This window comes from Duganella hordei, from assembly GCF_040369125.1.
GTDB classification, from domain to species: domain Bacteria; phylum Pseudomonadota; class Gammaproteobacteria; order Burkholderiales; family Burkholderiaceae_D; genus Rugamonas; species Rugamonas hordei.
Genome location: NZ_BPWI01000006.1, coordinates 208,307 through 226,879, shown reverse-complemented (window position 1 = coordinate 226,879; position 18,573 = coordinate 208,307). Strand labels below are relative to the sequence as shown.

At 66.1% G+C, this 18,573-nt stretch carries 15 protein-coding genes; 9 read left to right on the top strand and 6 right to left on the bottom strand.

Features of this window, described 5'->3' with window-relative positions; translation table 11 throughout:
• Positions 1–24: 24 nt before the first annotated feature.
• The 3 genes from ABWW33_RS16340 to ABWW33_RS16330 all read right to left on the bottom strand — a co-directional run bounded on the left by ABWW33_RS16340 (position 25) and on the right by ABWW33_RS16330 (position 3,113).
• Positions 25–804 carry a uracil-DNA glycosylase family protein gene (locus ABWW33_RS16340; RefSeq protein ID WP_353402875.1) on the bottom strand — a complete coding sequence of 260 codons (780 nt, stop codon included), beginning with the start codon at positions 802–804 and terminating at the stop codon, positions 25–27.
• Between the two features lie 61 nt (positions 805–865).
• The gene (locus ABWW33_RS16335) at positions 866–1,474 is read right to left on the bottom strand and encodes a DUF2306 domain-containing protein (protein ID WP_353402874.1); all 609 of its coding nucleotides are present in this window, start codon (positions 1,472–1,474) and stop codon (positions 866–868) included.
• A 322-nt stretch (positions 1,475–1,796) separates the two neighbouring features.
• Entirely contained in the window at positions 1,797–3,113 is a 1,317-nt protein-coding gene (locus tag ABWW33_RS16330) for a glucoamylase family protein (RefSeq protein WP_353402873.1), read from the bottom strand.
• A gap of 146 nt (positions 3,114–3,259) precedes the next feature.
• Here ABWW33_RS16330 and ABWW33_RS16325 point away from each other — a divergent pair, with 146 nt between their 5' ends.
• The 9 genes from ABWW33_RS16325 to ABWW33_RS16285 all read left to right on the top strand — a co-directional run bounded on the left by ABWW33_RS16325 (position 3,260) and on the right by ABWW33_RS16285 (position 16,324).
• Positions 3,260–4,480, top strand: a complete 1,221-nt coding sequence (locus ABWW33_RS16325; RefSeq protein WP_353402872.1) for an efflux RND transporter periplasmic adaptor subunit — start codon at positions 3,260–3,262, stop codon at positions 4,478–4,480.
• Between the two features lie 2 nt (positions 4,481–4,482).
• Positions 4,483–5,184, top strand: coding sequence for an ABC transporter ATP-binding protein (locus tag ABWW33_RS16320; protein ID WP_444551000.1), 702 nt, complete (start codon positions 4,483–4,485; stop codon positions 5,182–5,184).
• Between the two features lie 9 nt (positions 5,185–5,193).
• Complete coding sequence (locus ABWW33_RS16315; protein ID WP_353402870.1) at positions 5,194–6,351, top strand: ABC transporter permease; 1,158 nt, start codon at positions 5,194–5,196, stop codon at positions 6,349–6,351.
• A 10-nt stretch (positions 6,352–6,361) separates the two neighbouring features.
• Entirely contained in the window at positions 6,362–7,528 is a 1,167-nt protein-coding gene (locus ABWW33_RS16310; protein WP_353402869.1) for an ABC transporter permease, read from the top strand.
• 126 nt (positions 7,529–7,654) lie between these two features.
• A complete protein-coding gene (locus tag ABWW33_RS16305; protein WP_353402868.1) occupies positions 7,655–9,340 on the top strand; it encodes a diguanylate cyclase in 1,686 nt (561 codons plus the stop codon).
• Between the two features lie 137 nt (positions 9,341–9,477).
• Positions 9,478–11,238 carry an IucA/IucC family protein gene (locus tag ABWW33_RS16300; protein ID WP_353402867.1) on the top strand — a complete coding sequence of 587 codons (1,761 nt, stop codon included), beginning with the start codon at positions 9,478–9,480 and terminating at the stop codon, positions 11,236–11,238.
• Positions 11,235–12,446 carry an MFS transporter gene (locus ABWW33_RS16295; RefSeq protein WP_353402866.1) on the top strand — a complete coding sequence of 404 codons (1,212 nt, stop codon included), beginning with the start codon at positions 11,235–11,237 and terminating at the stop codon, positions 12,444–12,446. The genes ABWW33_RS16300 and ABWW33_RS16295 overlap by 4 nt, the downstream gene beginning before the upstream one ends.
• Positions 12,443–14,266 carry an IucA/IucC family protein gene (locus tag ABWW33_RS16290; RefSeq protein ID WP_353402865.1) on the top strand — a complete coding sequence of 608 codons (1,824 nt, stop codon included), beginning with the start codon at positions 12,443–12,445 and terminating at the stop codon, positions 14,264–14,266. The genes ABWW33_RS16295 and ABWW33_RS16290 overlap by 4 nt, the downstream gene beginning before the upstream one ends.
• A gap of 15 nt (positions 14,267–14,281) precedes the next feature.
• Positions 14,282–16,324 carry a TonB-dependent receptor gene (locus ABWW33_RS16285; RefSeq protein ID WP_353402864.1) on the top strand — a complete coding sequence of 681 codons (2,043 nt, stop codon included), beginning with the start codon at positions 14,282–14,284 and terminating at the stop codon, positions 16,322–16,324.
• Positions 16,325–16,337: 13 nt separating this feature from the next.
• On the opposite strand, the gene maiA is transcribed toward ABWW33_RS16285, so the two are convergent.
• The 3 genes from maiA to ABWW33_RS16270 are packed head-to-tail and all read right to left on the bottom strand — an operon-like array spanning position 16,338 to position 18,543.
• Positions 16,338–16,982: a maleylacetoacetate isomerase gene (maiA, locus tag ABWW33_RS16280; RefSeq protein ID WP_353402863.1), complete on the bottom strand. Its 645-nt coding sequence runs from the start codon at positions 16,980–16,982 to the stop codon at positions 16,338–16,340.
• The gene (locus tag ABWW33_RS16275; RefSeq protein WP_353402862.1) at positions 16,982–18,004 is read right to left on the bottom strand and encodes a fumarylacetoacetate hydrolase family protein; all 1,023 of its coding nucleotides are present in this window, start codon (positions 18,002–18,004) and stop codon (positions 16,982–16,984) included. Before ABWW33_RS16275 ends, maiA begins: the two co-directional genes overlap by 1 nt.
• A complete protein-coding gene (locus ABWW33_RS16270) occupies positions 18,001–18,543 on the bottom strand; it encodes a VOC family protein (protein WP_353402861.1) in 543 nt (180 codons plus the stop codon). Before ABWW33_RS16270 ends, ABWW33_RS16275 begins: the two co-directional genes overlap by 4 nt.
• Positions 18,544–18,573: the final 30 nt, after the last annotated feature.

Genomic DNA, 18,573 nt, shown 5'->3' with positions numbered 1-18,573 from the left:
AGAACGGGTAGGCTAAGGCTTGGCCTACCGTCCCTTCAGCAATTGCATCGGCTTGAACAGCGCGTGCATGGCCTGGTTGCCGATGAAACTGAGGTTGTATGGGTGTTCCGCGGCGATCTGCGGGAAATCCTTCATTACCGGCAACTTGCTCAGCAATTCAGCAATCTTCCCCCACAGAATCATCGTCGGCGTGACGCGCGCCTGGGCAGCCAGGCCGGTCATCACCGTCTCGAAGAACGGCAGCCAGGCCTTGGCATCCTTGGCCGGGGCCACATGGCTGCGGAATACCAGCGAGGCGTTCAGCAGCAGGAAGCCTTGCCCGGTCAGTTTCCGCTGCATGTCGGCCAGCGTCTGGATGTGGCTGCCTGCGCCGCTGCGGGCCTGGGCGGACACCGCCGCCATCGCCTCACCGGCGGTGTTGTCCAGCGCCAGCTGGCCGTCGGCCACCAGCAGCATCTTCATGAAATTACGCAGTGAGGTGGCCTTGTTGACCGGCTTGGACAGGCCGCCGCCCTCCTCGCTCGACCACAGGCTGCCGACCGCGCCATCCATGAAGCAGACGCCGGTGGCGCTTTCCTCGCGCGGATACGGCCCCTCGCCCACTAATACATAGCGCACATCCTGCAGCGGCAGGGCAAAGGCGGCGAACAGGCGCTGCTCCGTCGGCAGGTATTGGTCCTGCGCCAGTTGCGGCAGGTAGTCGGGATAGGCCGTCATCATGGCCTCCAGTCCCTTGATCAGCAATGGGCGCCAGGAGGCGTCGGCGCGCGGCAGCGCATCGAGGATGGAGGTCGGGATCGTCATGGGCGGAAAGCTTCCAGGCAAAGGCGAGATTGTATCGCCGAATCGCCTCCCGCCCAAGATCTCAGGCCAGGCTCCAGCCCCGCTTCTTCATGCTCACGAGATCGGCCAGCACCAGCACGGCCAGCGAGGACATCAGGATAAAGCCGGAATTGCCGCCCACCGCCGGGCTGGGATGGTAGTGCAGCACGTCCACCGCCAGCCGGCTCAGGATGAAGGTGTAGGTCAGCGCATAGCTGCGCATGATCCACAGCCGGTGCAGGTCGACCTTGCGCTGCATGATGGCCGCCACCGCCACCAGGGTCGCGTACAGCCAGCAGACGGCTTGCGCGCAAGTCATCCAGCGCTCGCTGCCGGACAGGTGGTCGAGCGCGATCCAGATCGCCGTCGGCGCGCCGATGCAGATCGCCAGCAGGTAGGCGTAGCCGATCGGGCGATGCAGGCGGCGGATGCGCCGGAAAGGCAGCAGTTGCAGCGGCGCGGCAAACAGCGCCACGCTGCCGGCGGTCGCGTGCACGTGCAGCAACAGCCGGTAGTCGCTGATCTTCTGGTCCCAGGCCGGGTTCCAGCCCAGCAGCATCGGCAGTTCGACTTGCACCATCACCCAGGCCACCAGGCCGCCCAGCACGAAAAAGATAATCCACAGTTGACGTTGAGAGATCGATTCCAGCATGACGTCCTCGATAAAAAAGTCGGCCCGACGTGCAGCAGCGCAGGGCCAGGGGTTGGAGGGATCACACGACGATCTTTTTCGTCGATGTTGCCGCACGACAATTAACGCATTCAATCGGCGTTAGTGCGACAAAAAATATGTAACAATTGAGGGGAAATAATTTAACAGACAATATTTGCCGGCCTTTTTACAACAGCTGTCCAATCTGCCTAAATTGCCGGTTGAACTAACAGAGTTGCCGGTTGAACTACCAGACGGACACCAAGCGCAGTGCATACGCGGGCGGTGCCGCTGCAATGGATCTGCGTCAAGAATCCCTTCGTCAGTCTGCCAGCCAGCCGCCGGTGAAGCCTGCGCGCGACAGGCCGTCGCGCAGATAGGTGTTGTTGCGCATCAGGCTCCAGGGAAAATCATGCAGGTGATTTTCTATCATGATGACCGTCGGGCCTTCGTTGATGCCGAAGTGATAAGGCGACACCCAGCGCCGGCAGCCTTGGTCGTCCAGGTGGAAGATGGTGGAAAACGATGCCTTGAAGCCGTAGGGATTGGCCTCGCACAATTGCAGGCTCTGATAATGCTGGATGCTGGGCAGCACGATCTCCGGCGCGAACGGCAGCGAGGCGGCCACCGCCCACGGCGCCAGCGTGCCGTCGTCCGGACCGTAAGGCGCACCACGGCTGACATAGTCGTAAAACTTGCGCTGCACGCCGTCGACCCGTTTGGTCGACGGCCCCGGCCCGTCGCTGGCGGTGATGCCCCAGCATAGTTCGCCGTACTCGGGGAAGCCCAGCGGATTCTCGATCGCATAGCGCTGCTGCGCGTAGGTGGCGCGGCGGCTGTTCTCGAAATAGTCGAGGTCGTGCACGCGCATGAAGTCGTCGCGGATGCCGCGCAGGTCCAGCCAGATGTGCGACATCTGGTGTATGAACAGCGGCCCCGCGTACAGGTAGTCGATGCCGTGCAGGGACTTCCATTCGTAGCTGCTGGCCCAGGCGTCGTAGCTGTCGCGCCCGATGGGAAAGGTCGGCGAACCCAGCGCCAGGATGTACAGGATCAGCGCCTCGTCGTAGCCTTCCCAGTGGTAGCGCAGGAAGCCGGTCTTGGGCTTCCAGCCGTGGCGCAGCAAGCCCTTCTTGCCGCGCATCCATTGCCAGTCCACGCGGCGGTACAGCATGTCGGCCAGTTCGCGGATCTCGCACTCTTCCGGCGTGTCGGCCGTGAAGAATCCGGCGGCCGTCAGCATGCCGGCGATCAGCAGCGCGGTATCGATGCTGGACAGCTCGCAATTCCACACCCGCGTGCCGGTTTTTATGTCCAGGAAATGGTAGTAGAAGCCCTTGTAGCCGGTGGCGGAGGGCGACCTGCCCTGCTCGCTGTTGGCAAAGAAGCGCATCGTGGTCAGCGTGCGCGCCACCGCGTCGCCGCGCGGCATGCAGCCGCGCCGCACGCCGATCACATACGCCGTCAAGGCCATGCCGACGGCGGCGATGCTGGCCGGCCAGTCGGGGGCGGTCTTGTCGCGCACCAGGCCGTTGTGCGGATTGGTTTCGTTGACAAAATAGCCGAAGGAATTCTTCTGCATATCCATCAGCAGGGCCAGCGATGCGGTGTCCAGGGTCGCGGGCGGCAAGGTAGTCATGGTCGGTCCTGCGCTAGGCAAAAAACCACATCCTGTCATACCGGCAGAGGCCGGTATGTTCTATAACGCACAGATCGCGTCCCGGTACTTGCGGTGGAGGGACTTTTGCCGCACTATCTAATGACAAAATTGACAACGAGGGTAATGTGGCAACTCCCGACATCTCCAAGCTGAAAATCGAGCGCGGCGCCCAGGCGCAGGTCCCCGGCCAGCGCAGCAAGCGCCGCCGCTGGATCCGGGTGGCGCTCATCGTGGCGGCGGTCGGCATCGGCGGCCGGGTGGCGATGGGCCAGTTCGCCGGCAAGCCCAGCGTGGAGACGGTCACCGTGGCCCAGAGCTACCCGTCGCAAAGCTACACGCTGCTCAACGCCACCGGCTACGTGGTGGCGCAGCGCAAGGCGGCCCTGTCGTCCAAGGCCACCGGCCGGCTGGAGTGGCTGGGCGTGCTTGAAGGCAGCAAGGTCAAAAAAGACGAAGTGGTGGCGCGGCTGGAAAACCGCGACGTCGGCGCCTCGCTGGGCCAGGCGCAGGCCAACGTCAAGGTCGCGCAGGCCAACCTGGAACAGGGCCAGGCCGAACTGCAGGACGCGCAGGCCAACTTCAAGCGCACCGCCGAACTGCTGAACCAGAAATTCATCACCGCTTCGGCCTACGACACCGCGCAGGCGCGGCTGAACAAGGCCAAGGCCAACATCGCCGGCTACAACGCCGCCATCGCCGCCGCGCGCGCCAACGCGCAGGCGGCGCAGGTGGCGCTGGACCAGACCGTGATACGGGCGCCGTTCGACGGCGTGATCCTGACCAAGAACGCCAACGTCGGCGACAACATCACGCCCTTCTCTTCCGCCGCCGACAGCAAGGGCGCCGTCGTCACCATCGCCGACATGGATACGCTGGAGGTGGAGGCCGACGTCTCCGAATCGAACCTGAGCAAGATCCGCGTCGACCAGCCGACCGAAATCCTGCTCGACGCCTTCCCCGAGCTGCGCCTGGCCGGCACCGTCTCGCGCATGGTGCCGACCATGGACCGCAGCAAGGCGACCTTGCTGGTCAAGGTGCGCTTCATCGACCGCGATCCGCGCGTGCTGCCGGACATGAGCGCCAAGGTGGCCTTCCTGTCCAAGGCCGTGCCGCCTGAAGACAAGCAGGCGGTGACCGCCGTGCAGCCGGCCGCCATCGTCCAGCGCGACGGCAAGGCCGTGGTGTTCGTGCTCGACGGCGACAAGGTCAAACAGGTCGCCGTCACGCAGGGCCGCAAGATCGGCGAGCTGACCGAGGTCAAGGGCGTCAAGCCCGGCGACAAGGTGGTGATGGCGCCGGACGCCAAGCTGCATGACGGCGCCGCCGTCAGCCTGGCGAAGAAATGACCATGGCCGAGCCACTGGTACTGATCGAGCACCTGGTCAAGTCCTATCGCCGCGGCGACCAGGTGGTGGAGGTGCTGCGCGATATCAGCCTGGCGATACCGGCCGGCGACTTCACCGCGCTGATGGGCCCTTCCGGCTCCGGCAAGAGCACGCTGCTCAATCTCATCGCCGGCATCGACAAGCCCGATCGCGGCGTGCTGCGCATCGCCGGCCTCGATATCGCCGGCATGGGCGAGACCGACCTGGCGCACTGGCGTGCCGCCAACGTCGGCTTCATCTTCCAGTTCTATAACCTGATGCCGGTGCTGTCGGCGTTTGAAAACGTCGAGTTGCCGCTGCTGCTGACGCCCTTGTCGCGCCGCGAACGGCGCGAGCGTGTCGAGCTGACCCTGGAGATGGTCAACCTTTCCGACCGCATGGACCACACGCCGAACGAACTGTCCGGCGGCCAGCAGCAGCGCGTGGCCATCGCCCGCGCCATCGTCACCGATCCGACCCTGATCGTCGCCGACGAGCCGACCGGCGACCTCGATCGCAACTCCGCCGCCGAGATCCTGGCGCTGCTGCAGCAGCTCAACCAGCAGCTGGGCAAGACCATCATCATGGTCACGCACGACGCCAACGCGGCGGCGCAGGCGCGCACCATGATCCATCTGGAAAAAGGCGAATTGATCGCCGGCGAGCCAGCCGCCTCCCCCGCCTGACCCCGCGCCATGTACACGTTCCGGCTGATCGTCAAGAACACCATGCGCCACAAGCTGCGCACCTCGCTGACGATACTCGGCCTGGTGGTGGCGATCTTTTCCTTCGGCCTGCTGCAGACGGTGGTGGACGCCTGGTACGCCGGCGCCGAGGGCGCCTCCAACACCACGCTAGTCACGCGCAACAAGACCTCGCTGGTGTTTCCGCTGCCGCTGTCGTACCAGGCCCGCATCCGCGCGGTGCCGGGCGTGTCCGGCGTCGGCTTCGCCAACTGGTTCCAGGGCACGTACAAGGATCCGAAGAACTTCTTCGCGCAGTTCGCCATCTCCGGCGAGAGCTACCTGGACATCTATCCCGACTATCTGCTGACGCCCGACGAACGCGCCGACTTCCTGCGCGACCGCAAGGGCTGCATCGTCGGCCGCAAGCTGGCCGACCAGTACGGCTTCAAGGTCGGCGACATCATCCCGCTCAAGGGCACCATCTATCCCGGCAACTGGGAGCTGGTGGTGCGCGGCATCTACGACGGCAAGCAGAGCACCACCAACACGGCGACGCTGTTCTTCCACTGGGACTACGTCAACGAGACCATAAAGAAGCTGGCGCCGCGCCGCGCCAACCAGATCGGCGTCTACGTGGTGCAGATCAATCAGCCGGAAAATGCAGCGTCCATCTCCGCCGCCGTCGACAAGGAGTTCGCCAACTCGCTGGCCGAAACGCTGACCGAGACCGAGAAGGCCTTCCAGCTGGGTTTCGTGTCGATGTCCGAAGCGATCGTGGTGGCGATACGGGTGGTGTCGTTCGTGGTCATCGTCATTATCGCGGCGGTGATGGCCAACACCATGGCCATGAGCGCGCGCGAGCGGCTGGGCGAATACGCCACGCTGAAGGCGCTCGGTTTCGGCCCCGGCTTCCTGACCTTGATGATCCTCGGCGAATCGCTGTTGCTGTCGCTGTTCGGCGCGGCGATCGGCATCGTCATGCTGTTCCCGTTCGCCGCCTTCCTCGGCAAGGTGATGGGCACCATGTTCCCCGTGTTTGAAGTGTCGCAGCTGACGGTGATCCAGCAGATGCTGGCGGCGCTGGCCATCGGCGCCGTCGCCGCCATCGCGCCGACCGTGCGCGCGGTGCGCATCAACATCGTCGAGGGACTGAGGAGCATAGGATGACGCTTCCATCATGAAGATCCCCTTGTCCTACGTGGCCCGCAACCTGTGGGCGCGCCGCCTGACCACCGCGCTGACCGGCGCCGGCCTGGCGCTGGTGGTGTTCGTGTTCGCCACGGTGCTGATGCTGGACGAGGGTCTGCGCAACACCATGGTCACCACCGGCGAATACGACAATGTGGTGCTGGTGCGCCGCTCCGCCGAGACCGAGGTGCAGAGCGGCGTCGACCGGCCCCAGGCCAGCGTCGCCTCCAGCCATCCCGCCATCGCGCTCGGCGCCGACGGCCAGCCGATGCTGTCGAAGGAAACCGTGGTGCTCATTTCGCTCAACAAACGCGGTTCGGCCAAGCCGTCCAATGTCATCATCCGCGGCATCTCGCCGCGCGGCATGACGCTGCGGCCGCAGGTCAAACTGACGGCCGGCCGCATGTTCCGCCCCGGCGCCTCCGAGATCATCGCCGGCGCCAGCATCGCGCGCCGCTTCGAAGGCGCCGGCATCGGCGAAACGCTGCGCTTCGGCCAGCGCGAATGGACCGTGGTCGGCCTGTTCGACGCCGGCAACAGCGGCTTCGATTCGGAGATCTGGGGCGATGCCGACCAGCTGATGCCGGCCTTCCGCCGAGTCGCCTACTCGTCTGTGATACTTCGGCTGGCCGACACCGCGTTGTTCGACGGCTTCAAGAAGGACATCGAAGCCGATCCGCGCCTGACGCTGGACGCCAAGCGCGAACAGACCTTCTACTCCGACCAGTCGAAGGCGCTGTCGACCTTCATCAGCGTGCTGGGGCTGATCCTGTCGGTGATCTTTTCCATCGGCGCGATGATAGGCGCCACCATCACCATGTACGCCTCGGTCGCCAACCGCGTCGGCGAGATCGGCACCCTGCGCGCGTTGGGCTTCCAGCGCCGCAGCATCCTGGCGGCCTTCCTGGCCGAGTCCATGCTGCTGGCGGTGGTGGGCGGCGCGCTGGGGCTGGCCTGCGCGTCGCTGATGCAGTTCCTGTCCTTCTCCACCACCAATTTCCAGTCCTTCTCCGAACTGGCGTTCGGCTTCCGGCTGACGCCGGGGATCGTGGTCAAGACGCTCATGTTTTCGCTGGCGATGGGCGTGGTCGGCGGCTTCCTGCCGGCGCTGCGTGCGGCGCGCATGCAAATCGTCGACGCCCTGCGCGCGGCCTGAAGCGCCGTACCCGCCGGGCAACAAATAGCGGGGAGAAGCGTGCTAGACTTGCCTTGGTGTAAATTTCGCCGCAATCGCTTTTGCAGTCCAACCGCCGCCATGCCGCCCAGGGATCCTCCGCCTGCCGTGCCATACCAGACGCTGCGCCAGTATTGGCGCTGGATGCTGCTGTGCGGCGCGCTGGCGATGCTGCCGGCGTGGGCGCTGGCGGCAGCGGCCAAGGAACGCAAGGTGCTGGTGCTGTATTCGCTGGGCGCCGATTCGGCGTCGGCATGGCAAAGCCTGATCCACAAGGGCTTGAGCGCCGAGCTGGCGCAGCAAAACCTGACCTCCGCGCTGGGCATTTTTGAAGAACGCTTCGACGCCGTCCGCGTCGGCGACGAGCAGTCGCAAGCCGGCATGGAGCAGTACCTGCGCACCAAATACGCCAACATCCGCTTCGACGACATCATCACTGAAAACTACGTGGCGGCACGCTTCCTCAGCGAACACCCGGACCTGTTCCGCGGCGTGCCGCGCCACTACCTGAACCACGGCCGGCCCAACTGGAAGCCGGACGACGGCATCGCCTACGACGTGCAGGCGGATTTCGACCGCGCCATCGGCACCATTGCGCGCATGGCGCCCGACGTGCGGCACGTGGTGATCATCGGCGACAGCACGGACAATATCCAGGAGTCGGTGAACGCCGTGCGCAAGGCGGCCGCCGGCTACAACAACCGCTTGAGCTTCGAGTACTGGGATAAGCTCAGCTACGAACAGATCGACCGCAAGGCCGCACAGCTGCAGCCGGGCAGCGCCATCTTCCTGCTGGCCTTCTACCATGACAGCACCGGCGAACGGCGCCGGCCGGTGGAGACCGTGCGCAAGCTGGTGGCGGCCACCCAGGTGCCGATCTTCACCAACTGGGAGGCGATCGTCATTCCGGGCGTGGTCGGCGGCTATGTGATCAGCGCCGAACGGATAGGCCATGCAATCGGCAAGCTGCTGATACAGCAAACGCCGGACATCGCCGGCATCACCGGCTACCTGTTCGACTACGCCGCCGTGCAGCGCTTCCATTTGCAGAACGTGCCTTCGGACGCGCTGTGGCTGAACCGGCCGCAGAGCATGTTGCAGCAGTATCTGTGGCAGATCCTGGGCGGCGTCACGCTGATCGTGGTGGAGGGAATACTGATTTCAGCGTTGGTCGTCGCGCTACGCGGACGGCGCCAGTCGCTGCGGGCGCTGCACGATGAACGCAACCAGCTGGAGGCGCGCGTGCTGCAGCGCACGCTGGAGCTGATGGTGGCCAACACCAAGCTGGAACAACTGGCCACCACCGATCCGCTGACCGGCATCGGCAACCGCCGCCGCATGACGGAGCAGATCGCCAAGGAGCTGGAACGCAGCCGCCGTTTCCTGCATCCGCTGTCGCTGCTGATGGTCGACATCGATCACTTCAAGAACGTCAACGACGTCTACGGCCACGAGGCGGGCGACCGCGCGATCGTGGCGGTGTCGAAGGCGCTGGCCGGCGGCATGCGCAGCATCGACATGGCCTCGCGCTTCGGTGGCGAGGAATTCGTGCTGCTGATGCCCGAGACCGACCTGGATGTCGCCGGCCACGCCGCCGAACGCCTACGCGCGTGCGTCGCCGCGCTGCGTATCCACGGCGACAATGGCGAGCAGATCGCGCTCACCATCAGCATCGGCGTCGCGGCGTCCGATCCCGGCGGCGCGCTGGACAGCCCCTCGTCGTTGCTGTCGCGGGCGGACAAGGCGCTGTACCAGGCCAAGCATGCGGGCCGCGACCGGGTGGTGTGCGCCTGATATCCGGCGCGCCGCGGCTACCGTCCGAATCAAAATGTAAATACGAATTATTATCATTTGTATTGACATTCAATTTTTAAAAAGCTAATGTGTCGTCATAGTATTTACGACAAGATTTGATTTTTTAAAACACCGCCATGCCCCACACGCTCCCATTCCTGCCCCACTACGCCGCCGCCCATGCCCGCACCCTGCGCCAATTCATCGAAGCCTTCTGGAACGAGGGCTGCCTGAGCGGCGCCGCCGAACCGGCGCAGCGCCGGCTGCGGCTTGACGGGATGGATGAACAGGGACAGGCGCTGACCTATTACATCGACGTCGCCGGCGACAGCGCCTTCGGCCGCCTGCGCCTGGACGGAGAGCTGCGCGGCGCCGGCCCGGGGCAGCCCGGCATCGCCACCGTGGTGCCGGCGCTGGTGCGCCATCTGCAGCCCGATGCCGCGGCGCTGCGCCGCTTCGTGACGGAGCTGCAGCACACGGCGCTCAAGCAGGCATGGTCGGCGACGGCGACACCCGACGCCACGCTGCAATCGCCGTATGCCTTGCAGGAGGCGCAGCTGGGCGACGGACATCCCTACCACCCCTGCTTCCGTTCACGCATCGGCTTCAGCATCGACGATCACCGGCGCTATGGCCCGGAGTTTGCCGCGACTGTCACCCTGACCTGGCTGGCCATCGCCCGCGACGCCAGCGAGGTGCATCTGCTGCCGGAGCTGGATTACGACACCTTCGTGCGCTCGCAGCTGGGAATGGAGGAATACCGCCGCCTGCTGGGCCAGATCGAAGCACTGGGTTGCGCGCCGTCGCACTACCGCCTGCTGCCGGTGCACCCGTGGCAGTGGGAGCACGGCATCGCGCTGCACTTTGCCGACTGGCTCGCCGACGGCACGTTGCTGCACCTGGGTGCCGGCCGCGCCGAATGGCTGGCGCAGCAATCGATACGCTCGCTGAGCCGTCTTGGCGCCGACGGCCGCTGCAACCTGAAGCTGCCGCTGGCCATCGCCAACAGCTCGGCCGACCGCATCCTGTCCGACCACCACGTGCACAACGCGCCGCTGATTTCGCGCTGGCTGGACGGAATATGCCGCAACGACGCCTTCCTCGCCGACGGCCAGCGCCTGGCGATACTGGCCGAACCGGCCGGCATCACTGTCGCAAAGGAGCATAGGCGCGAAGGCGCCTACGGCATGCTCGGCGCGATCTGGCGCAGCGCGCCGGAATCGGTGCTGGCCGAGGGCGAACAGGTGTTCCCGATGACGGCGCTGACCACGCTGGCGAGCGGACAGCTGACCATCGCTCCCTGGCTGGCGCGGCACGGCGTCGATCGCTGGGCGGAAGCGCTGCTGGAGGCCAGCGTGCCGCCGTTGCTGCATCTGATGATGGCGCACGGCGTGCTGCTCGAGTGCCACGCGCAAAACACGCTGCTGATCCTGCGCGACGGCCTGCCGCGCCGCATCGCCATCCGCGATCTGCCGGGCGGCCTGCACTACCTGCAGGGCGCCACCGGCGAAGCCGAACTGGCGGGCCTGCGCGCCGCGCCGGCATACCGCAACGCGCTCAACGCCAGCAACGGATTCATGTTCGACTCGCCGACGGAGGCGCGCGACTATCTGCTGGAGGTGCTGTTCTTCATTAACCTGGGCGAGCTGGCATGGCGGCTGCAGCGTCATCACGGCTATGCGGAAGACCTGTTCTGGAGCCAGGCTGCACGCACCGTGCTGGCCTATCAGTCGCGCTTTCCGGCAAGCGCCGCGCGCCACCGCGAGTTCGACCTGCTGGGCCAGAAGCTGCGCATCGAATGCCTGGCGGCGCGCCGCCTGCTGGAATGGAGCACGCCGCGCCTGCGCACGGTTGGCAATCCATTGGCGGCGGCGCTAGCCGCCGGCAGCCAGGCATGAGCATCGCGCAGATTGCGGCGCGCCCGGCCGGGCTGACGCGCGCCGTGACGATCACCGTGGCGGGCCACTTCGGCGCGGCATTCGCGGCGCTGTGCATGCCGCCGTTTTATGCGCAGATCCTGCAGTCCAGCTTTGCGGCGCAGGGATCTTCGGCCGCGCTGGCCGGGTGGTACTTCACGCTGCCGACGCTGGCCGCCGCCGTCGCCAATCCGGCGTGGGGACGGCTGGCCGACCGCATCGGCCGCCGCGCGTCGCTGATGCGGGCGCACGGCGGCTTGTGCATCAGCTTCATCGTCACCGGCCTGGCGCGCACGCCGCTGGAATTCGCGCTCGGCCTGATGCTGCAAGGGCTGCTGGGCGGGACCTTCTCGGCCTCCAACGCCTATCTGGCGGAACAATTGGCGCCGGCGCGGCTGGCGGCGCTGCTCGGCGTGATGCAGGCCTCGGCGCGAACCGCCTTGTTCATCGGCCCGGCGCTGATCGGCATGATGAGCGGACGGGCCGACCTGCTGCAGCTGTTCCTGTACCTGGCGCTGTTCCCCGGCGCTGCCTGCGTGGTGCTGTACCTGCTGCCGGATGCCGGCGTCCGTGCGCCGAGGCGCGCCGTGGTCCAGCCGTCCGCCGCTGCCGCTATAGCTTCACCGACCGCCGATGCCGCCGGCCGCTGCGGCCTCAGTGCCGCCGGCCTTTATCGCCTGCAGGCGCTGTTCGCCATCGGCACCGTGCTGTCCTACCCGTATTTCGTCAGCGATCTCGCGCAGCGCTTGCAGATCGGCGCCGCCACCGCCGGCCTGCTATTCGGTTTGCCGCACGCCCTGTTCCTGCTGCTGGCCTGGCCGCTGGGACGTCAGCTCGGATTCGCCAACGCCCGCGCCGCCCTAGGCTGGTACGCCGCGCTGACCAGCGCCGGCATGCTGCTGCAGGCGCTGGCCGGCGCGCTTCCGGCGCTGCTGGCGGGCCGCGTGCTGATGGGCATAGGCATGACCGGCGCCTACCTCGCCATCAACACCCTGGCCGCCGCCACCTCCACCGCCGCCCAGGCCGGCCGCCACTTCGGCAGCCTGGAAGGCGCCAACAAATGGGGCGCCGTCGGCGCCGGCCTGCTGGCCAGCCTGCTGGCGCCATCGCTGGGTTACGCCGCCCCGTTGTGGCTGGGCGCCGCGCTGGTCGCCACTCTGTTTATCACACTGAAATGGAAGCTGATATGAACTCTCCACTGTTACCCAGACACCTGCAGCCCGCCCGATCCGACAACGAGCGCTTCGCCGAACGCCAGCACAGCCGCCTGCTGATCAACTGCTATGCGCGCGAAGTGGCGATGCAGGAGCACACGCTGGCGGTGCTGCCGGCCAGCCGCAGCGCGCATCCGGCCATGCCGGACGACTATCGCGGACAGGTGCTGGAGATCGCCCTGCCGCGTGTCGGCAGCCATTTGTGCGTGGGCGTTCTGCACGTATCGGCCACCGCCAATTTCGACTACACCACCGGGGTCTGCCTGCGCCGGGGCCAGGACGCCTGGCGCGACGCCAGCTGGCAGGAAATCGCCCGCCTCATCATCGAAGACCTGTCGCGCCGCGCCGACACACCGTTCAACAACGAACTGCTGCAGCAGATCGGCGACAGCATCGCCACCATGCAGGACGTGATGGACCGCCAGCCGGCACCTTCGCTGCCGCCCGTGGCGGCGACAACCACGCCGCTGCAAATCTACATCGAAAGCGAACAAGGCCTGCTGACCGGCCATCCATTCCACCCGGCGCCCAAAAGCCGCTCCGACTGGTCGCCCGCCGAACAGCGAGACTATTCGCCCGAGCACAAGGCCAGTATGCGCCTGCATTACTTCCAGATTCCTCAGCAGTGGCTGCTCAGCGACAGCGTCGACGGCGATGCGCTGCCGGGACTGGCCGCGCACGGCCTGCAGCCCGACGCTGGCAACGCAATCGTACCGCTGCATCCGTGGCAGGCCGGCTGGATGCGTCGCCAGCCGCGCATCGCCGAAGCCTTGCGCAGCGGCGAAGTGCGCGACCTCGGCGCACACGGCCGTCCCTTCCATCCCACCGCTTCGGTGCGCACGCTGCTGGCCGAGGATGCGGCGTCGTTCATCAAGCTGTCGCTGAACATGCGCATCACCAACTGCATCCGCAACAACGCCCGCCACGAACTGCAAAGCGCGCTGACCGGGACCCGCCTTTACCGAGGCATGCAGGCCGACATGCAAAGCCGCTTCCCCGGTTTCCGCGTGCTGGAGGAACAGGCCTACGTCACCGTCGACCTGCCCGGCGCCGACCCGCAGTTGGCGAACGGCTTCGGGGTGCTGCTGCGCGAAGGCGTGGCCGGCCTGCTGCGCCAGGACGTACAGCCGGTGATGTGCGCCGCGCTGTTCGGCAATGGCGAACATGGCCGCAAGCGCGTGTTCGCGCTGATCGAACGCTATGCGCTCCATCGCGGCTACACGCTGGAACGCGCCGCGCACCATTGGTTTGCGCGCTATGCCGAGGTGGCGGTGCATCCGATACTGTATCTGCTGTTCGAGCACGGCGTGGCGTTCGAGCCGCACATGCAGAATACCGTCGTCGGACTGGATGGCGACGGTGCGCCCAGCCATTTCATCGTCCGCGACCTGGAGTTGGCGCGGCTCGCGCCGCAGGCGCAGCCGCTGGCGCGCGCCATGCGGCTGGAACCGGAGACGCTGGCGGCGCTGTGCTGCAGCGACGAACGGGCCTGGATACGCATCGGCTACTGCCTGTTCGTCAACAACCTGTGCGAGGTGATCGCCAGCATCGCCAACGGCAACCACAGCCTGTACCTGGGCCTGTGGGGGGTGTTGCGCAACACGCTGCAGGACTATCTCGCGCAATTCCCCCGTCCGTCCGCCAACCGCCGCATCCAGGGCTTGCTGGCGGGCGAACCTCTGCCGGCCAAAGGCAACCTGCTGACGCGCTTCCTGCGCCAGGCGGACCGCCAGGCCAGCTATCTGCCCCTGTATCACCCGCTCGGCGTCGTCAACGGCACGGCGGCATCTTTTTAACTACCATCCAACTCAATGAAAACAGTTCTTAAACCAATTCCCCTGCTGCTGGCAGGCCTCGTCTTCGCCGCGCACGCACAAGAGGTGCAGACCATGCAGCAGATCACCGTGAGCGGCATCGCCGACGGCCTGTCCGCGGGCGCCGCCGGCACCAAGACCCAGGGTAGCCTGCTCGATGTGCCGCAATCGGTCAGCGTCGTCACGCAGGAAAACCTGCGCGATCGCGCCGCCCTCACCAGCAAGGATGCGCTGGACTACGTCAGCAGCGTGGTGGCCGGCCAGGGCGAAGGCCGCCGCGACGAATTCTATATCCGTGGCTTCTACTCGCTGCGCGACACCAGCCTCGATGGCGTGCGCGACGACACGCTGTATTCGCGCGACCTGGCGACGGTAGAGCAGATCGAAGTCATCAAGGGCGCGGCTGCCGCGCTGTATGGACGCGGCTCTGCCGGCGGCTTGATCAACCGCGTCAGCAAGCAGCCGCGCGCCAAACAGGAAACCGAAGTGTCGGCCACGCTGGGATCGAACAGGGAGCGGCGCGTCAGCGTTGACGCCGGCGGCGCCCTGGGCGACGGCGTCAACGGCCGCCTGATCGCCGTCTACGATGCCGGCGACAGCTACCGCGACGTGGTCGAGCATACGCGCAAGCTGCTGGCGCCTTCGCTGAAGGTGGCGCTGTCGCCGGCCACGTCGCTGCTGTTGCAGACCGAGGTCCAGCGCGAGGACCGCACGCCCGATCGCGGCGTGCCGTCGCTGGCGGGCCGGCCGGTGGCGGTGGCGCCGTCAACCTTGTATGGCGAGACCTACGACTACACCAGCACCGACAGCGATATGGCGAAGGCCAGGCTCGAACATCGCTTCAACGACCATCTGAAGCTGGAAAACACGCTGCAATACAGCCGCACCGAACTTGAAGGCGTCAACACCCGCAATCGCCGCGTCAATGCCGATGGCACCGTATCGCGCCAGATCACCTACTTCCCGCAGACGCAGCGCAACCTGACCAATCAAACGGAGCTGACCTACACGCTGGCCGGGCATACGCTGCTGACGGGGCTGGAGCTGTCGGACCAGCAGCGCGACGTCGTCACCGCGCAGACCGGCATCGCCTATCCGGTGAATCTCTACGCGCCGCAGCACGTGCTGCCGGCACCCAATCTGAGCGCCCTGCCGGTTGCGCTGAGCAACGCGTTCACGGCGAAGACGCAGGCGCTGTACCTGCAGGACCAGATCAGCATCGCGCCGCAGTGGAAGGCTTTGGCCGGTGTGCGCTTCGACCGATTCCAACAGCAGCAAACCAACCGGCTGACCAAGGGGTATGCCGAACGCACCGACAACGTGACATCGCCGCGCGCGGGCCTGGTGTATCAGCCATTGGATGGCCAGTCGTGGTACCTGAACCTGAGTCGTTCATCGCAGCCGGGAGGCGGCGACCTGCTCTACACCGGCAGCACGCCGCTGTCGCAGGTTCGGCCGCTGCAGACGGATTTGCAGGAGATGGGTTACAAGCAGGAGTGGCTGGGCGGCCGCTTCTTCACAACCGCGGCGCTGTTCCGCATCGAACAGCGCAACCAGTTGACGCTGGATCCCGCAGATCCGGCCGGCCTGCGCCAGCTACAGGTCGGCAAGCAGCGCAACCAGGGCGTGGAGCTGGAGCTGCAAGGGGCGCTATGGCAAGGCGGGCGCGTGAGCGCGGCCTATACCTACAACGACGCGCGCATCGTCGCGTCGAATGACATCCCGAGCGGGAACCGCGCGGAGATGACGCCCCGCCATCGCGCATCGCTGTGGTTGGACCAGGAGATCGGCAAGGCTTGGAGCGCGGGATTGGGCGTGCTGCTCAACAGCGACCAGTTCGCGCTGTCCGACAACGCCGTGCGGCTGCCCGGCTACGGCCGCGTGGATGCGGCGATCGGCTATCGCGGCAAGGGATACGACCTGCGGTTCAAAGTCAACAACGTGGGCAACGCGCGCTTCTTTGAATCGGCGATCAACAACGTGCAGATCCAGCCGGGCGCCTCGCGCAACGCGAGCGTGACGCTGACCAGCCGGTTCTGATCCGCGCCCCGGACTACTCGGTGTCCGGCTGCTGCGACGGGTGGGCCTGATGGAAGGCGGGCAGCCCGGCGCAGGCGTCGTGGATGCGCGTCACCGTCGGATACGGCGCCAGGTCGACGCCGAAGCGCTGCGCGCCGAACACCTGCGGCACCAGGCAGCAGTCGGCCAGCGTCGGCGTATCGCCGTGGCAGTAAAGACCGGTGCGCGCATCGCCGGACAACATCGTCTCCAGCGTCGCCATGCCGATGCGCAGCCAGTGCCGCTGCCACTCCAGCTTGACCTCTTCCGACACGTTGAGATCGTGCTTCAGATACTTCAGCACCCGCAGGTTGCCCAGCGGGTGCGTGTCGGCTGCCACCGTCAACGCCAGCGCGCGCACCCGGGCGCGGTCGGCCGGATCAACCGGCAGCAGCGGCACTTGCGGGCGCGTCTCTTCCAGGTACTCGATGATCGCCAGCGACTGGCCGATGACGGCGCCGTCGTCGTCCAGCGTCGGCAGCAGCGCCGACGGGTTGATGGCGCGGTAGGCGTCGGTCAGCTGCTCGCCGCCGTTGCGCAGCAGATGCACCGGCAGCGCCTCGTAATCCAGGCCCTTCAGGTTCAGCGCGATGCGCACGCGGTAGGCGGCGGAGCTGCGGAAATAGGTATAGAGCTTCATCAGCCGCGCTCTTTGTAGTGGGCGACGGTCTGCTCGATGGCGCCGAAGATGCTGGCGCCCTGCTCGTCCTTCATCTCGATGCGCACGCTGTCGCCGAATTTGAGGAAGCCGGTTTGCGGCTTGCCGCTTTCGATGGTTTCGTACATGCGCACCTCGGCCAGGCAGCAGTAGCCCACGCCACCGTTGGCGATGCTCGATCCGTGCAGGCTGCCCTGCTTGTTCGACACGGTGCCGGAGCCGATGATGGTGCCGGCCGCCAGCTCGCGCGTGGCGGCGGCATGCGCCACCAGTTGCGCGAAGTTGAAGGTCATGTCTTCGCCGGCGTTCGGCTTGCCGAATGGCCGCTGGTTCAAGTCCACCAGCAGCGGCAGGTGCAGCTTGGTGTCGGCCCAGTGCGCGCCCAGTTCGTCGGGCGTGACGGCGACCGGGGAGAACGCGCTGGCGGCCTTGGACTGGAAGAAGCCGAAGCCCTTGGCCAGCTCGTTCGGAATCAGGTTGCGCAGCGAGACGTCGTTGACCAGCATAACCAGGCGAATCGCCTTGGCGCAGTCGTCGGCGCTGGCACCCATGCGCACGTCGCCGGTGACGACGGCCACTTCCGCCTCGAGGTCGATGCCCCACTCCTCCGACAGCGCGTAGATCGGATCGCGCGGGCCGATGAAGCTGTCCGAGCCGCCCTGGTACATCAGCGGATCGGTGTAGAACGAGGCCGGCACGTCGGCATTGCGCGCCTTGCGCACCAGCTCCACGTGGTTGATGTAGGCCGAGCCATCGGCCCACTGGTAGGCGCGCGGCAGCGGCGAATGGCAGTACTGCTGGTCGAACGGATGGGTGTCGATCGCCTCGCCGGAATTGAGGCCTGCGTAGATCTGCTCAAGGCGCGGCGACACCAGCTCCCAGTTGTCGAGCGCGTGCTGCAGCGTGGCCGAAATCTTCGGTACGTGCTGGTAGCGCGACAGGTCGCGGCTGACCACCACCAGGCGGCCGTCGCGGCTGCCGTCCTTCAGGGTTGCGAGCTTCATGCCTTCACCTCCACCGCCGGCGCGTGCATCCAGGCCGCGTGCTTGGGCGCCTTGCGGGTCTGCGACCACTCTTCGAGCATGTCCCACTTGACGGCGTCCAGCTTCTGCATCATCTCCGGCGTGCCGGTATTGACCGCCAGCTCGAGACGGTGGCCGTTCGGGTCGAAGAAGTAGATCGACTTGAAGATGGTGTGATTGATCGGGCCGATCACGTTGATGCCGGCGGCGACCAGGCGCTCTTTCGCGGCCAGCAGCTCGTCCATGGTGTCGACTTCCATCGCCAGGTGCTGCACCCAGGCCGGCGTGTTGTGGTCGCGGTCCATCGGCGCCTGCGTCGGCAGCTCGAAGAAGGCCAGCACGTTGCCGTGGCCGGCGTCCAGGAACACGTGCATGTACGGGTCCGGCGCCTTGGTCGACGGCACTTCGTCTTCGGCGATGGCCAGCACGAAGTCCATGTTCAGGTGCTTGACGTACCACTCGACGGTTTCCTTGGCATCCCTGCAGCGGTAGGCCACATGGTGAATTTGCTTGATTTTCATGTTTGTCTCCAACTCGATTCCTGCATTAGA

Bases quoted from the DNA above. Each gene is read 5' to 3' on its own strand.
- ABWW33_RS16340 (WP_353402875.1), bottom strand. From the start codon at position 804: ATGACGATCCCGACCTCCATCCTCGATGCGCTGCCGCGCGCCGACGCC.
- ABWW33_RS16335 (WP_353402874.1), bottom strand. From the start codon at position 1,474: ATGCTGGAATCGATCTCTCAACGTCAACTGTGGATTATCTTTTTCGTG.
- ABWW33_RS16330 (WP_353402873.1), bottom strand. From the start codon at position 3,113: ATGACTACCTTGCCGCCCGCGACCCTGGACACCGCATCGCTGGCCCTG.
- ABWW33_RS16320 (WP_444551000.1), top strand. From the start codon at position 4,483: ATGGCCGAGCCACTGGTACTGATCGAGCACCTGGTCAAGTCCTATCGC.
- ABWW33_RS16315 (WP_353402870.1), top strand. From the start codon at position 5,194: ATGTACACGTTCCGGCTGATCGTCAAGAACACCATGCGCCACAAGCTG.
- ABWW33_RS16310 (WP_353402869.1), top strand. From the start codon at position 6,362: ATGAAGATCCCCTTGTCCTACGTGGCCCGCAACCTGTGGGCGCGCCGC.
- ABWW33_RS16300 (WP_353402867.1), top strand. From the start codon at position 9,478: ATGCCCCACACGCTCCCATTCCTGCCCCACTACGCCGCCGCCCATGCC.
- ABWW33_RS16295 (WP_353402866.1), top strand. From the start codon at position 11,235: ATGAGCATCGCGCAGATTGCGGCGCGCCCGGCCGGGCTGACGCGCGCC.
- ABWW33_RS16290 (WP_353402865.1), top strand. From the start codon at position 12,443: ATGAACTCTCCACTGTTACCCAGACACCTGCAGCCCGCCCGATCCGAC.
- ABWW33_RS16285 (WP_353402864.1), top strand. From the start codon at position 14,282: ATGAAAACAGTTCTTAAACCAATTCCCCTGCTGCTGGCAGGCCTCGTC.
- maiA (WP_353402863.1), bottom strand. From the start codon at position 16,982: ATGAAGCTCTATACCTATTTCCGCAGCTCCGCCGCCTACCGCGTGCGC.
- ABWW33_RS16275 (WP_353402862.1), bottom strand. From the start codon at position 18,004: ATGAAGCTCGCAACCCTGAAGGACGGCAGCCGCGACGGCCGCCTGGTG.
- ABWW33_RS16270 (WP_353402861.1), bottom strand. From the start codon at position 18,543: ATGAAAATCAAGCAAATTCACCATGTGGCCTACCGCTGCAGGGATGCC.